General features: G+C 72.4%; 10 protein-coding genes. 5 read left to right on the forward strand and 5 right to left on the reverse strand.

From position 1 onward, the window contains the following. Positions 1-3: 3 nt before the first annotated feature. Positions 4-2,751: a M1 family metallopeptidase gene (locus VZL07_RS12685; RefSeq protein ID WP_426755775.1), complete on the reverse strand. Its 2,748-nt coding sequence runs from the start codon at positions 2,749-2,751 to the stop codon at positions 4-6. Positions 2,752-2,847: 96 nt separating this feature from the next. Here VZL07_RS12685 and VZL07_RS12690 point away from each other — a divergent pair, with 96 nt between their 5' ends. After that, positions 2,848-3,894: a lysophospholipid acyltransferase family protein gene (locus tag VZL07_RS12690; RefSeq protein WP_426755776.1), complete on the forward strand. Its 1,047-nt coding sequence runs from the start codon at positions 2,848-2,850 to the stop codon at positions 3,892-3,894. Here the strand turns inward: VZL07_RS12690 and alr are convergent. After that, positions 3,851-5,104: an alanine racemase gene (gene alr, locus VZL07_RS12695; RefSeq protein WP_426755777.1), complete on the reverse strand. Its 1,254-nt coding sequence runs from the start codon at positions 5,102-5,104 to the stop codon at positions 3,851-3,853. The genes VZL07_RS12690 and alr overlap by 44 nt on opposite strands. 186 nt (positions 5,105-5,290) lie before the next feature. Between alr and VZL07_RS12700 the strand changes: the two genes are divergently transcribed. Genes VZL07_RS12700 through VZL07_RS12710 form a run of 3 tightly spaced genes read left to right on the forward strand, consistent with a single transcriptional unit; the run spans position 5,291 to position 9,902 of the window. Next, positions 5,291-6,187, forward strand: coding sequence for a sigma-70 family RNA polymerase sigma factor (locus VZL07_RS12700; protein WP_426755778.1), 897 nt, complete (start codon positions 5,291-5,293; stop codon positions 6,185-6,187). A 10-nt stretch (positions 6,188-6,197) separates the two neighbouring features. Beyond that, positions 6,198-9,176, forward strand: coding sequence for a tetratricopeptide repeat protein (locus VZL07_RS12705; RefSeq protein ID WP_426755779.1), 2,979 nt, complete (start codon positions 6,198-6,200; stop codon positions 9,174-9,176). Positions 9,177-9,236: 60 nt separating this feature from the next. Then, positions 9,237-9,902 (forward strand): metallophosphoesterase, encoded by a 666-nt coding sequence (locus VZL07_RS12710; protein WP_426755780.1) that lies wholly within the window; start codon positions 9,237-9,239, stop codon positions 9,900-9,902. An 18-nt stretch (positions 9,903-9,920) separates the two neighbouring features. On the opposite strand, the gene VZL07_RS12715 is transcribed toward VZL07_RS12710, so the two are convergent. After that, the gene (locus tag VZL07_RS12715; RefSeq protein ID WP_426755781.1) at positions 9,921-11,213 is read right to left on the reverse strand and encodes a universal stress protein; all 1,293 of its coding nucleotides are present in this window, start codon (positions 11,211-11,213) and stop codon (positions 9,921-9,923) included. Between the two features lie 32 nt (positions 11,214-11,245). Further along, the gene (locus VZL07_RS12720; protein ID WP_426755782.1) at positions 11,246-12,262 is read right to left on the reverse strand and encodes a 2-hydroxyacid dehydrogenase; all 1,017 of its coding nucleotides are present in this window, start codon (positions 12,260-12,262) and stop codon (positions 11,246-11,248) included. A 276-nt stretch (positions 12,263-12,538) separates the two neighbouring features. On the opposite strand from VZL07_RS12720, the gene VZL07_RS12725 reads away from it, so the two are divergent. Continuing rightward, positions 12,539-13,885 carry a nicotinate phosphoribosyltransferase gene (locus VZL07_RS12725; RefSeq protein ID WP_426755783.1) on the forward strand — a complete coding sequence of 449 codons (1,347 nt, stop codon included), beginning with the start codon at positions 12,539-12,541 and terminating at the stop codon, positions 13,883-13,885. 16 nt (positions 13,886-13,901) lie between these two features. Here VZL07_RS12725 and VZL07_RS12730 read toward each other — a convergent pair whose 3' ends face one another. Continuing rightward, entirely contained in the window at positions 13,902-14,939 is a 1,038-nt protein-coding gene (locus VZL07_RS12730) for a pyridoxamine 5'-phosphate oxidase family protein (RefSeq protein ID WP_426755784.1), read from the reverse strand. Positions 14,940-15,048: the final 109 nt, after the last annotated feature.

Raw genomic sequence — 15,048 nt, forward strand, 5'->3', positions numbered from 1 at the left:
GGGCTACCGGGACACAGGCGCCTTCGGCGGACGCGGCGTCTGGGCGAGGAAGGCCTCGACGCTGGCCCCCTGCGCCGCCTTCAGCGCGATGCACTGGTCCACGGACTCCAGCACCTGCGCCAGCCGGCGGGGCCCCCCCGGCACCTTCGTGATGCGCTCGGAGAAGAACTCCGACAGTTCCTGGCGCTTCTGCGCGTCGCAGAAGTTACGGCCGACATGGACCAGGATGCCCCCGGTCTCCGCGGGCAGCAGCGCCTCGGGCGAGTCGCCCACGAGCCGGTCGTAGTTCTCCTTCACGAAGTCGAAGGCCACGCCCTGCGTGCGCAGGCCCTGTGAGGCGCCGAACGCCATCCACAGCGTCTCACGCGGGTCCATGCCCTTCTCGAACATCAGGGCCAGGTTCTTCTTCACCAGCTCCGGGTCGGTGAAGTTGCTCAGCGCGACGATGAGCTGCTGGCGCGTGTGGCGCTCCTTCTCCGTGCGCACAGCCGCGACGAGCTTCTCCCGGAAGGCCGCGTCGCCCTCGGTGGCGGCGATGGCGAGCACCACATCCACCATCTCCGGCGCCACCGCGCGCTTGTCCTTCAGCCACTTGTCCGCGAGGACGCGCGCCTCCGCGAGCAGCTTCGGGTCCCGACCGTCACGCCCCGCCAGCCGCACCAGCCGGGGACGCAGCAGCCGGGTGTCCTCGTTCTCTCCCTCGCGCGGGGTGAAGCCGAGCTGCCGCGCCCGGGGGCCATAGGTCTCCCGCAGGAAGCGGGCGCGGTCCTTCAGCTTGTCGTCCGGAAGCACCAGGGAGCTGACCAGCTGCAGCAGGTCCAGCGAGGCCAGGGTGACGACGCGGTCCGGCTCGTTCGCCATGCGCGCCGCCAGCGTCAGCGCCTCGGCGGCGGGAACCGTCCCGGCCAGCGCCAGCGCGCGCACGTCGGTCAGGAACGTCACCCGCTCGGCGCGCGACAGCTTCGGCAGGCCCGACTTCGCCAGCTTCGCCGCCGCCTCGCCGTCGAGCTGCACCCGGAAGTAGCCGGCGCCCTCGGCGTTGGGGAACACCCAGGCGGGGCACGTCTTCGCCTCGCTCAGGGCCACCTCCGCGCGCTCACCCTCCAGCAGCGTGCAGGTCCGGGCCTCCTTGCCCCCCGCCGCATACTTCACGCACACCGGCACCTTCCACGCCTGCGGCCCCGGCGCCTCGGTGCCCAGCCGCAGGTAGCGCTTCTGCGTGAGGACCACCTTCGCGCCGTCCGCGCCACACGCCAGCGACGCGGTGATGAGCGGCGCGCCGCTCTGGTCCAGGAAGGAGCCCAGCATGCCCGTCACGTCCTTGCCCGACTCGGCGGCCATGGCGTCCAGGAAGTCCTTCGCCGTGGCGTTGCCTCCCGCGTGCTCGCGGAAGTAGCGCTGGATGCCGCGGCGGAAGACGTCCCGGCCCAGCCACGCCTCCGTCATGCTGAGCACCGCGGAGCCCTTGCCGTAGGTGATGCCGTCGAAGGCGTTGTGGATGTCGTTGGCGCTTTCAATCGGCTGGCGGATGCGGCGCGCCGACAGCAGGCTGTCCGCGTCCAGGGCCCGGGCGCGGTCATGCACGCGCTCGACGGGCGCGTCCCAGGCGGGGCGCCAGCTCTCGACGATGCGCGGGGTCATCCACGTGGCGAAGGCCTCGTTGAGCCACAGGTCATCCCACCACTGCATGGTGACGAGGTTGCCGAACCACTGGTGCGCCAGCTCATGGACCTGCGTCTCGGAGAAGCCGCGCTGGCGGCTCAGCGTGTCCTCCGCCGGCTTGGCGAGGATGCCGGTCGCACCGAACGTCACCAGGCCCGGGTGCTCCATGGCGCCGCCGAGCAGCGGCACCGCCAGCACGTCCAGCTTCTCGTAGGGATAGGGGATGCCGAAGTACTCCTCCAGCGCGGCGAGGATTTCCGGCGTCACCTGCGCGGCGTAGGTGCCCTCCTCCGCGCGGCCGCGCGGGGTGATGATGCGCGTCTTCACCTTCTTCTGGCCGGCGTCGGCGGCGGGGAGGAAGTCGAAGGGCCCCACGCCGAAGGCGATGAGGTAGCTGGGCAGCGGCTGCGTGCGCGCGAAGCGGAAGGTACGGCCACCGTCCGGCCGGGCCTCCTCCGACACCTGCGGCGTGTTGGTGACGGCCACGGTGCCCGCGGGCACGTGGAAGGTGAGCTGCCACGGCACCTTGAAGCCGGGCTCGTCGAAGGAGGGGAAGACGCGGCGGGCGTCCACCGGCTCGAACTGGGTGTAGATGTACCAGTCGCCGCCCTCGTTGACGCGGAAGGCGCCGTCCGTCTCCTTCTCGGACGCGATGCCGTCATAGACGACGCGCAGCTTCGCCGGCCCGGTGGCCAGCGGCTTCGCCAGCGGGAAGCCGAGGAAGTCCTCCTCGCCCTTCACCGGCGTGACGTCGAAGGACGCCGCGCCTTGCGTGAGCGTGGCCTTCTTCACCGTCAGGCTCCTGGCGTGCAGCCACACCACGGACGTGGGCTTCGTGACGTCGAGGTCGATGTCCACCACGCCCTGGAACGCGGACACCTTCGGGTCCAGCGTGAGCTCCACCGTGTAGCCCGTGGGGCGCACCTCGGTGGGGAGCCGCAGCTTCGGCGACTGCGGCGTGGCGGAAACGGCCTGCGGGGCAGCCTGGGCCGAGGGCGGTTCAGCGGTGGCGGGAGGGTTCTGCCGGGCACCGCACGCACTGAGGAGGGCAACAGCGGCCAGGGCCGCTGGACGGAGCAGATTGGGCATGGGGCGCAGTGTGTCCCATGCCGGGCAGGCAAGGTAGCGCGCAACCCGCAGGTGTGGCCTTGCCGTCATCCCCACTTCGCGGTGGAGTGCGCCACCGTGTCCGCGACCGCGCCTGCCTCCCTCCCCCCTGACTCACAACCCGTGACTCCGAAGCCACTCCCATCGGAGCACCTGCGCCGCATCGTCGGCACGCCACCCGGACGGGTGGTGGGCTTCCTGACGCGCTTCGTCTGGGCTTTCTTGACGTGGCTGTCTCCGGAGTCGCGTGACGCGATTGCTCGCTTCGTGGGCAACCTGGCCTACAGCCTGGGCATCCGTCGTCGCGTGGCGCTGGAAAACCTGGCCATGGCGATGCCGGAGAAGAGTGACGCGGAGCGGCGCGAGATTGCGCGCGGCGCCTACATCAACATGTCGCGCGTGGTGCTGGAGTCGCTGCCGTCCGGCGACCGCCTCCCCAAGGACTGGGCCGAGCAGGGCCTGGTGGGCGAGGAGGCGTGGCGGGCGCTGAAGGCGCGCGTGGACTCGGGCAAGGGCGCGCTGCTGGTGACGGCGCACTTCGGCAACTGGGAGCTGCTGGGAGAGATGCTCATCCGCAACGGCATCCCCCTGGACGCGCTGGTGCGCCCGCTGAAGGGCGCGCTCAACACGCGCATCGCGGTGAACCGCCTGGGCGCGGGCGCGGGCCTCATCTACCCGCGCGGCGCCATCCAGGAAATCATCGACGCGGTGAACCGCGGCGAGTCGCCCTACATGCTGCTGGACCAGGCGCTGCCCGCCAAGGGCGCGGCCTTCGTGCCCTTCTTCGGCAAGCTGGCCTCCACCACGCCCGCCATGGCCGTGGCCGCGGCGCGCACGGACGCGCCCGTGTTCGTGGTGATGGGCGTGCGCAATGGCCGGGGCGGCGCGCGCTTCCGCATGGAGGTGGAGGGCCCCATCCTCCCGCCCGCCCCCGGCGAGTGCGCGGACCCGATTACGGAGCACACCGCGCGGGTGACGGCCGCGCTGGAGCGCTGCATCCGCAAGTACCCGGACCAGTGGATGTGGCTGCACCGCCGCTGGAAGGTGCAGCCTCCGCCCGAGGCCGCGCTGCCGCCGGGCGCTACGCCACCACCACCCGCTTCAGATGCGCCCCCAGCCGGGTGACGATTTCGTAGTGAATCGTCTGGGCCCAGCCGGCCAGTGACTCGGCGGGCACGGACTCCTCGCCGTCGCGGCCCAGCAGCGTGGCCGTCACCGGGCGCTCGTCGGACGTGGCACGCGTCACGTCCACGATGAGGTGGTTCATCATCACCCGTCCCAGCACCGGGCACCGGCGGCCGTTCACCAGCACGTGCGCCTTGCCCGACGCGAGGCGCGGGTAGCCGTCGTAGTAGCCCACCGGCAGCACCGCGATGCGCGTGGGCTCCGGGCACCGGTACGTGCAGCCGTAGCCCACGTAGCTGCCGGCCGGCAGCCACTTCACCACCTGGCTGCGGCACCGCCACGACAGCGCCGGCTTGAGCACCGGCACCTCGCCCAGCACCAGCCGCGCCGACAGCCGCGTCTCCGGCGACGGCCACAGGCCATACAGGGAGATGCCCACGCGCAGCGCCTCGTAGCGGGCGCGCGGCAGCACCAGCGTCGCGGCGCTCGCGGCGATGTGGCGTTGCAGCGGCCGGGCTGGCTCCAGCTGCGAGGTCAGGAAGGCCAGCCCCTTCTCGAAGGCCTCCAGCTGCGCCAGGGCGTAGCCCTGCTCCGTCACGTCCTCCGTATTGGCGAAGTGGCTGAGCGCGCCCACCACCTCCAGCACGTCGCGCGACTCCGTGAGGAAGCGCGACTCGGTGGGCAGCCCGTCCAGGGTGAAGCCCTCGCGCCCCAGGCCCGTGTCGATGTGGACGTGGACCCGCAGCGGCCGCGCCAGCTTCGCCGCGCGAAGCACCGGCACCGCGTCCGCCCAGCCACGGTCCGCCACCACCGCGTCCACGCCCTCGCGCGCCAGCACCACCGCCTCGTCCGGCGCCACCGCGCCCAGGACGAGCACCTGCCGGGGCGCAAGCCCCTGGGCCCGCTCGTGCTCCCGCACCTTCAGCGCGTCCTGCGGGGCAATGACATAGAGGAGGTCCACCGCGTCGTGGACCAGCGGCAGCACCTGCGCCAGCCCGTGCCCGTACGCGTTGCCCTTGAGCACCACCCCCAGCGCGCGGGGGCCGGGCCCCTGCCCCTCCAGGGACCGGAACACCGCGACGTTGTGCCGCAGCGCCGATGCGCTCAACTCCAGCCACGAGGAATGGACCGCGTCTCCGGGCCCACTGCCGATTGACTCCACGTTCACCTCCACCCCGGTGCCCAGCCATACCAGCAATGCGCGGGCCATGCGCCAGGCGCGGCCCGTTCGCCACACCCGCCCGTGCGCGGAGCAGGCGGACAGCAGGGACGCCCCGCGTGGGTCCTCCTCGCCTCGTTGCGAGAAGGGACACTGGGGAAGCATCTTCGCCCTCGGCGGTTGAGCAGCCCGAGGCGCTTTTTCGGAGGCGGTGCCATCGTTTCGCGCGAGTCCCCCATGGACGTGTCCCTGGCCCAGGCCTTCGTCGCGGCACGGGGTGGCGCACCGGCCTCGCCGGAGTCGCTCCCTCCGCTCCAGGCACGGCTGGTCCAGGCCCTGGCGGTGGCGCGCGCGCCCTGGCCCGGCGTGGACCTGGAAGGCCCCCGCTTCGCCAGCCACCTCGCCCGGCTGCTCCCCGGTGACGGCACCTCGGCGGAGGTGGAGTCGCTGACCCTGCCGGACGTCTACCTCGCCCGCGCGGCGGCGGACGGGCTGCCGAGCGCGCTCTCCGCGTTCGAGGCGCGCTACCTCCCGGAGGTGAATGTCGCGGTGACGCGGCTCCGGCTGCCGCCCTCGGGCGTGGACGAGGTGCGCCAGCTGCTGCGTCAGCGCATGCTCGTGGGCAGCGCGGAGACACCGGCCCGGCTGGCGGCCTATCCCGGCACGGGCCCGCTGAGTGGCTGGGTGCGCGCGGCGGCGCTGTGGATTGCCCTGGACTGGCAGCGTCAGCACTGCGGGCAAGCCGCGGCCACCGATGACGGCGACCTGTCGCTGCTGGTGTCCCCCGAGGACGACCCCGAGCTGGCCTACCTCAAGCGCACGTACCGCGCCGAGTTCAACGCCTGCTTCTCCGCCGCGCTCGTGGCGCTCGAGCCGCGCCAGCGCAACGTGCTGCGCCTGAAGTACCTGGACGGGCTGAGCATCGACCAGCTCGGCGCGCTGTACGGGGTGCACCGCTCCACCACGGCGCGCTGGGTGCTCGGCGCCCAGGAAGCCCTGCTCGGGCACACGCGGCGGCTGCTCACCGAGCGGCTGCGCCTCACCGCGTCGCAGCTCGACAGCGTGCTGCGCCTCATCTCCAGCCAGCTCGACGTGAGCCTCAGCCGCCTGCTGCGCTCTCGGCTGGAGCGCTGACGTCCCCCCCATGGCCTGCCTGGACGAGAACACCTTCATGGGGTTGCTGCTGGGCGACCTGCCGCCCTCGCGCGCCGCCGAGGTGGACGCGCACCTGGACGCCTGCCCCGCGTGTCGCCGCATGGTGGCCGAGGCCCTGCGGGCGCAGCTCCCCGAGGACAACGCCTCCGGACGCACCACGGTGCTGACCCATCCGGGCCCACCCCGGGGCGAGGGGCCGTCCTTGCCGAAGGGCACCGCGGTGGGCCGCTACCTCGTGCTGGAGCGGCTGGCCTCCGGAGGCATGGGCGTCGTCTACAGCGCGTATGACCCGGAGCTGGACCGGCGCGTGGCCCTCAAGCTGCTGCGCGTGGAGGCCCTGGGCCTGGAGGCGGAGCAGGGCCGCGCGCACCTCTTGCACGAAGCCCAGGCCATGGCCCGCGTCTCGCACCCGCACGTGGTGCCCGTCTACGACGTGGGCACCTTCGGGCCGCAGGTGTTCCTGACGATGGAGCTGGTGGACGCGCGCACGCTCCGCGAGTGGCTGCGGGCCTCGCCGCGTCCCTGGCGGCAGGTGCTGGCCCTCTTCCTGGACGCGGGCCGGGGCCTGGTGGCCGCGCACGCGGCGGGGGTGGTGCACGGCGACTTCAAGCCGGAGAACCTGCTGGTGGGCCAGGACGGCCGCGTGCGCGTCACCGACTTCGGGCTCGCGCGCCGCGCCAATCCCCTGGACGACGTGACGCCCGTCGCGGGGGGCACGCCCGCGTACATGGCCCCCGAGCAGTTGGAGGCCCACGCGCACGCGGATGCGCGCAGCGACCAGTTCGCCTTCTGCGTCACGCTGTATGAGGCCCTCTACGGCGAGCGCCCCTTCCCCGCCACCACCGTGTCCGCGCTGGTGGCGGAGATGCGCGCCGGCAAGGTGCCGCCCGCCCCCCGGGGCACGCATGTCCCGCCCTGGCTGCGGCGCGTGCTGCTGCGCGGGCTGTCCATCAGCGCCATGGACCGGTACGCGCAGATGGACGAATTGCTGGCCGCGCTCCAGCACGACCCGGCCTCGCGGTGGAAGCGCTGGCTGCCGGCCGTGGGAGGCGCGACGCTGCTGCTGGCCGCGGTGGGCCTCACCCACGCGGTGCACGCGAGCCGGACGCGCGCCTGCGAGGGTGCCCAGAAGGTCATGACCGAGGTGTGGGGGCCGGAAGAGCAACGCGCCATCGAGGCCGCCTTCCTCGCCACCGGCAAGCCCTTCGCGCCGGCGGCATGGTTGCGCGTGCGTCGCACATTGGACGCGTACACCGCCGAATGGGTGACGATGCGGACCTCCGCCTGCGAGGCCACGCGCGTGCGAGGCGAGCAGTCCGAGCAGGTGCTCGCGCGGCGCATGCACTGCCTCGACGGCCGGCTGGCGGAGGTGGCCGCCCTCACCCAGCTCTTCGCCAGGGCGGACGCGGGCACCGTGGAGCTGGCCGCGCGCGCGGCGGAGACGCTGCCACCCCTGGAACGGTGCTCGGACCTGGCGGCCCTGGCGGCACGCGAGCCGCGGCCCACGGATGCCGCCACGCAGGCACGGGCACAGACGCTGGTCCGGGTGCGCGCCTTGAGGGCCGCCGGCAAGTACACGGAGGCGGTGTCGATGCTGGAGCCCGTCGTGCAGGCGGCGAAGGACGCGGGCGACCGCCACGGCATCGCGGACGCCCTGCTGCTGCTGGGGAAGCTGCACGAAGACACGGGCCAGCCGAAGGTGGCGGAGGCCACCTACCTCCACGCGGTGTGGAACGCGGAGGCAGGACGCAATGACGTGGCGGCCGCGCGCGCCTGGACGCGGCTGGTGCATGCCTCTGGCTACGTGCTGGACCAGCACGCGCTGGGGCACCGCTGGCGTGAGCGCGCGGACGCCGCCATCGAGCGACTGGGTGGTGACGATGTGCTGCGCGCGCAGCTCCAGGCGCGCGTCGGCGCGCTCCTCTTCGCCGAGGGGCGCTACACGGAAGCGGCCGAGCAGCAGGAGGCCGCCCTCTCGCGCCTGGAAGCCACGTACGGGCCCGACAGCCTGGAGGTCAGCGACGTCCGGCTGGAGCTGGGCGCCACGCGCATGGCCCAGCTTCGCCGGGACGAGGCGATGCAGCTCTTCGAGCACGCACTGGGCACCCGCCTCGCGGCGCTGGGGCCCAGCCATCCGGACGTGGCGCGCGCCCAGCTCGAGCTGGCCTTTGCCCACTGGCGCAAGGGCGAGGTCGAGCAGGTGGAGGCCCTGGCCCGCAGCGCGCTGGAGGTCTTCGAGCGCGCGCTCGGCCCCGAGCACCCGGACGTGGCCTCCGCCATCAATGCCCTGGCCGCGGCCCTCCAGCGGATGAATCGCTCCGAGGAGGCCCTGCGGCTCCAGGAGCGCGCGCTCGACATCGCCTTGAAGGTCGAGGGGGCGGATGGCGCGGGCGCCCTCATCACCCTGGGCAACCTGGCCACGCTGATGGCGCGCGCGGGCCGCGCCGAGGAGGCCCTGACCCGCTTCCGCGCCATGCTCGCGCCGCTGGAGCAGCGCCTGGGCGCCCAGCATCCCTACGTGGCGCAGACGCTCCGGGCCACGGGCACGCTGCTGATGATGGAGCGGCGCTACGCGGAGGCCCTGCCCTACCTCGAGCGCGCGCGCGCCATCCTCGACGCGCGCGAGGACGATGCCTACGGCTACCGCACGGGCACACTGCTGGACCTCGGCCGCACGCTGCTGGCGCTGCACCGGCCACTCCAGGCCGCGGAGCTCCTGGAGCGCGTGGTCGCGAGCACCGCGGAGACGGCGCAGGCTCCCGGCGAGCAGGCCCGTGCGCGCTTCCTCCTGGCACGGGCGCTGTGGGATGCGAAGCAGGACCGCCCCCGCGCGCTGCGGCTGGCGGAGGATGCGCGAGCGCGGCTGGTCGCGCTCGGCACCTCCGGGCGGGAGCCGCTGGAAGAGGTGGACGCCTGGCGTGCCAGCCTGCCCAGGCCCTCACACATTCCAGCCGCGGCGGCGCCATGAACGCCCGCCACTCGACAGAGGGTTTCCGCGCCTGGGCAAAGCGCATTAAAGGATGAGCGGATGCGAACGCTCTTCATTGGAGACGTGCACGGGTGCCTGGAGGAGCTGGACGCGCTGCTGACGCAGTGCGACTGGCAGCCGGGCGACCGGGTGGTGCTGGTGGGGGACCTGGTGGCGAAGGGCCCGGACTCCGCGGGCGTGGTGCGCCGGGCGCGTGAGCAGGGCTTCCTCGCGGTGCGGGGCAACCATGACGCCCATGTGCTGCGCTGGCACGCGGGCCGCGCGCCGCGCGGCAAGAAGCTCAAGCCCGAGCACCAGCAGGTGCTGGACACGCTGACACCCGAGGACTGGGCGTGGCTGGAGGCACAGCCGCTGTACCGCTGCTTCCCCGAGCTGAACGTGGTGGCGGTCCACGGCGGGCTGGTGCCGGGCGTGCCGCTGGAGGCCCAGAAGGAGGACGAGCTGCTGAACCTGCGCAGCATCCTGTCGGACGGGACGCCGTCGAAGCGGGTGGACGGCGGCGTGCCCTGGGCCAGCCTGTGGACCGGGCCGGAGCTGGTCATCTTCGGCCACGACGCCATGCGCGGCATCCAGCGGCATCCCCACGCCATCGGGCTGGACTCCGGCTGTGTGTATGGCGGCAAGCTCTCCGCCTACGTGATGCCGGAAGGCCGCCTCGTGTCCGTGCTGGCGAAGCGCGCCTACGTGGACGTGGACGCCTCCTGAGGAGGCGTCCCGTCCCGCTCACGCCGCCGGGGGGCGCACCACCAGCACCGGCCGGTCCGTGCGCAGGAGCAGGGACTGTGTCACCGAGCCCAGCACGGCGCGCTTCCAGCCCGAGCGCCCGTGGGTGCCCATGACGATGGCGCTCACCCCCAGCCGCTCGGCGGCCTGGGCCAGCGTGGCCACCACGTCCTTGCTGCCGGAGATGACCTCCAGCCGCACGTTCCGGTCGCGCGCCGCCCTGGGCACCAGCGCCGAGAGCTGCTCACGCAGCTGCGCTTCCTCCTCGATGGATGGCTTCTTCTCGGTGGCATGCACCAGGTGCATGGTGCCCCCCGGTGCCGTCAAGGCGCAGGCATACGCCACCGCGCGGTTGCCCGTCTCCGAGAAGTCCGTGGCCACCATCACCTCGCGGTACTCCGGCAGCGGCGTCTCCGTGCCCACCGCCAGGGCCTGCGACGGCACGCACACCACGGACATCCGCGCCAGCCGCAGCGCGTGGCGCGACACGCTCCACAGCCGCCCCAGCGCCCGGCGGTGGTGCGTGCCCACCACCAGCAGGTCCACCTGCTCCAGGTCGGCCAGCTCCACCAGGTGGTCGGCGATGCGCCCCACGCCCGGCTCCACCCGGAGGCGCGCGGGCTTCCCGTCCTGGGCCAGCGGCGCCATCAGCTCCGCGCTCTCCCGCTCCATCGCCTGTCGCAGCTCCGGCGAGGCCTCGCCGTACTCCTGGCGCTGATGCAACCCCAGCCGGCGGGCCTCCTCCTCGGGCCAGTAGACGCGCCCGCCCACCACGTCCACCGGGCCGCCCTTGCGCAGCGTCAGCACCCAGTCGCGCGCGGCCTCGAAGGGCAGGGAGCGGTCCACGCCCAGCAGCACCTTCAGGGGCCGCTCGCCCCGGACCCACGCCTCCAGCGGCGCCGGGTCCTTCACGACGAACAGCGGCACCGTCAGCGACTGCGCCATGCGGTCCACCGTGCCGCCCTCGCCGCCGAAGGGCGACCCGTCGGCGGGCCGGGACGCCACCACCAGCGAGGCGGACTGCTCGCGGCAGAACGCCTCCAGCATCACCGCGGGCTCGCCGGTGAGCAGCACCGGCTCCACCTTCGCCCCCAGCGCCTCCAGGCGCTTCGTCTCGTCACTCAGCACCGCCTCGGCGGAGCTCAGCAGGGCCTTGCCAAAGGCGCGCACGGAGTCGGGGTTGAGCACGTGGACGAGCCACAGGGACGTCCCCGCTTTGCGGGCAAGCTCCGCGGCCAGCGTGGAGGCCCGCCGCGCGGAATCGGAGAAGTTGGTGGCGCAGACAATGGACATGGCAGCTCCCGGTTCGGGTGGGGCGTGGCTTGTCAACGCGCGCGGAGCACCTGCTCGGCGCGCACCTCGTTCAGCAGGGGCTCGCCCCGCTCGAAGGCCTTGATGCTCGCCAGCGTCGTCTCGGCGATGTTGGCGAGCGCCTCGCGGGTGAGGAAGGCCTGGTGCGACGTGATGAGCACGTTCGGAAAGGTGAGCAGCCGCGCCAGCACGTCGTCCTGGAGCACCTGCCCGGAGAGGTCCTGGAAGAAGACGCCCTCCTCTTCTTCATACACATCCAACCCGGCGCCGCCGATGTGGCCGGCCTTGAGCGCGGCGACCAGGGCCTTGCTGTCGATGAGCGCGCCGCGGCCGGTGTTGATGAGCAGCACGCCCCGCTTCATCCGCGCCAGCGCCGCCGCGTCCACCAGGTGCCGTGTCCCCGGCGTGAGCGGGACATGCAGGGAGATGATGTCCGACTCGGCGAAGAGCGTGTCGAGCGTGGCGTAGCGCACGCCCAGCTCGCGCTCGAAGGCCGCGTCCGGCGCCGCGTCGTAGCAGCGCACGTCGCAGCCGAAGCCCTTGAAGATGCGCGCCGCCACGCGGCCGATGCGGCCCGTGCCCACCACGCCCACCGTCTTGCCGGCGAGGTCGAAGCCCACCAGCCCGTCGAGCGAGAAGTTCCAGTCACGCACCCGCGAGGAGGCGCGCGGGATGTGGCGGTTGAGGGACAATACGAGCGCCACCGCGTGCTCGGCCACCGCGTGGGGCGAGTACTCCGGCACGCGCGTCACGCGCATGTCCAGCCGCCGCGCCGCTTCGAGGTCCACGTGGTTGTAGCCCGCCGAGCGAGCCGCCACGAGCCGCACCCCGCCCTCGTGCAGCACCTCCAGCGTGGCCGCGTCCACCTTGTCATTGACGAAGGAGCACACCGCGGGGAACCCCTCCGCCAGCGGCGCCGTCTGGAGTGTCAGCCGGGGCTCGAAGTAGGTGAGCGCATGTCCAAAACGCGCGTTTGCGGCTTCCAGCGCGTCCCGGTCGTATCGGTGTGTGTCGAAGACCGCCACCAGCATGTCTGCTCCCCTGCTCGACGAGCCCATTCCCGCCGCATACGGCCAGCGTCAGTGCAAGGTCTGCTCCATGCAGCCCCCCAGGCCATCGGACCTCGACAGCCGCGCAAAAGATGCGCAGCCAGGGCAAGGGCGGCAAAAGGTGCGGGCTGGGTGGATGCCTGCTCGCCGGGCAGCGGGCTTGAGGACGAAGCACCGCCGAGGCGCGGGAGCGCATGGCGTGCCCAGGGCCTAGCTTGAACCGCAAGCGCCAGTCCACCATCGAGCGGAGCCCCCGACATGAAGCGTCTGGAAGACACCGCGCTGCTGACGGACCTCTACCAACTGACGATGACGGAGGCCTACCTCGAGGAAGGCATGTGGGACGAGGCGGTCTTCAGCCTCTTCGCACGCAAGCTCCCGGCCCGGCGCAACTACCTGCTGGCGGCGGGACTCGACGATGCCCTGCGATATCTGGAGCGCCTGCGCTTCGACGCGGAGGCGCTGGACTGGCTGGCGGCCCAGGGCCGCTTCTCGGACCGGCTGCTCGGGTGGCTCGAGCGCTTCCGCTTCAGCGGTGACGTGGACGCCGTCGCGGAAGGCACGCCGGTGTTCGCCGAGGAACCCTTGCTGGAGGTCCGCGCGCCCCTGCCGGAGGCGCAGTTGGTGGAGACGTACCTGCTCAACCAGGTGCACTTCCAGACGACGGTGGCCTCCAAGGCCGCGCGCGTGGTGGAGGCCGCCGCGGGGCGCGGCGTCATGGAGTTCGGCCTGCGGCGGCATCACGGCACGGACGCGGGCATGAAGGCGGCGCGCGCCGCGTACATCGCGGGCGTGGGCTCCACGTCCAACGTGCTCGCGGGGAAGCGGTACGGGATTCCGCTCGCGGGCACCATGGCGCACAGCTACGTGCAGGCGCACGACGACGAGCTGGCGGCCTTCCGCGCCTTCGCGCGCGTGTACCCGGAGGCCACGCTGCTGGTGGACACCTACGACACGCTGCGCGGCGTGCAGCACGTCATCCGGCTGGCGCGCGAGCTGGGCGAGGACTTCCACGTGCGCTCCATCCGGCTGGACTCGGGGGACCTGCTCTCGCTGTCGAAGGCGGCGCGGGAGCTGCTCGACGAGGCGGGGCTCCAGCAGGTGCGGCTGTACGCGAGCGGCGGGCTCGACGAGGACGCGGTGGCGACGCTGCTGGCGCATGGCGCGCCCATCGACAGCTTCGGCGTGGGCACGGCGATGGGCGTGTCGTCGGACGCCCCCGCGCTGGACATGGCCTACAAGCTGGTGGCGTATGCGGGGCGGCCACGGGTGAAGCTGTCGTCGGGCAAGGTGCTGCTGCCGGGGGCGAAGCAGATCTACCGGCGCGAGGAGGGCGGCGTGGCGCGCGGTGACGTGCTCACGTGCCGCGATGAAGGGGCGCCTGGACGGCCGCTGCTCCAGCCGGTGATGCGTGCGGGGCGGCGGCTGCCGGACGCATCGCCCACGCTGACGGAGATTCGCGAGCACGCCCGGCGCGAGGTGTCACGGCTGCCGCCCGAGATTCGCGCGCTGGCGCCCGCGCGTACGCGCTATCCCGTAGCCCTGGGGCGCGAGCTGCTGCGGGCTCGCGAGCAGGAGGTGGAGCAGTGGTCCGCGATGCCGTGAGCGGCAGGCCCCATCATCAATAGAGGTTCTTCTTGTAGTCGAGCTCCAGCGCCCAGCTCATCATTCGCTTGGAGGCGAGCGCTCGCAGGGTCGTCGCGGCGGCGCCACGGTGAGGGCTGTGGCGGAGGTGGTCGATGAACACATCCGCCATCTTCGGCAAGCGGTCCGCGGGGACGTGCCGCGAGACGTCCCACAGTCCCGACCCGGTGATGGCCTGGCTGGCGTGGATGCGCGAGGCGTGAACGTCCAGGAGCAGCGCCATCTTCGGAACCTTGCCGCCCACCGCCATCGACTCCAGCAAGGCCGCCTCGACGGAGAGCGACGCGACACCGGAGAGCTCCAGCACCTCCGCCTCACCAGGAATCAGCGCCAGCAGCGCCACGCGGGGCTGTTCGAGGACGTTATGGAACGTGTCCGTCCGCCGATTTCCGGGCCGGTCCGGCACGGCCACCCGCGTGCCGTCCAGGCGGAGAAACCCGGGCGGGTCCCCCTTGGGGCTGATGTCCGCGTTCCCCTGCGCATCCCACGACGCCAGCAGCACGAAAGGCGTCCGCGAGAGCCAACCCCGCACCGCCGGGTCCCCGTCCCATGCGCCCGGAGCGCCGTCTCCCGAAGCGGCCGGTGGGACTTCCGCTGGCGGCTTCCAGAACCCCGAGCGGATGAGGGCCTTCGCACAGTGGATGAAGGCCTCCTCCACCGTGAATGACAAGGTGCGCCCGTCCAACGTCGCGCGCCCGTTCACCCGCAGCGTCTCCCCCAGCCCGGGAATGAAGAACAAGAGCCCGCACCCCACCGTGGGGTTGAGCGGAATGGGCTCGGCCAACGTCAGGCGCAGGTGCCCCGGGTCCACGACCGTCGCGAACCCCAGCGGTCCTCCGACCGCCGTTGCTCGCGCATGCCCATCCACATCGATGTAGCCGAGCGCCGCGAACGAGGAACATCCGAGCAACTGGACACAGTGTGAGTCCAGCGAATCCAGCGACTTCATCATCACGCCCAGCGAACGCGCGCCAACCGCTCGCTCCAGGGCCTCGACGGACTGGACCAATGACATGCGCCGAGCATGCTCGTAGTGATTTTGACTTGCAACTTCACCAGCCACCCCATGTTCACCAGCCACACTGCAAGCCTTCTTGGAAAGCAAGCGAGGAGGTCCAAACAAC

Source organism: Pseudomyxococcus flavus (assembly GCF_050038885.1).
GTDB classification, from domain to species: domain Bacteria; phylum Myxococcota; class Myxococcia; order Myxococcales; family Myxococcaceae; genus Myxococcus; species Myxococcus flavus.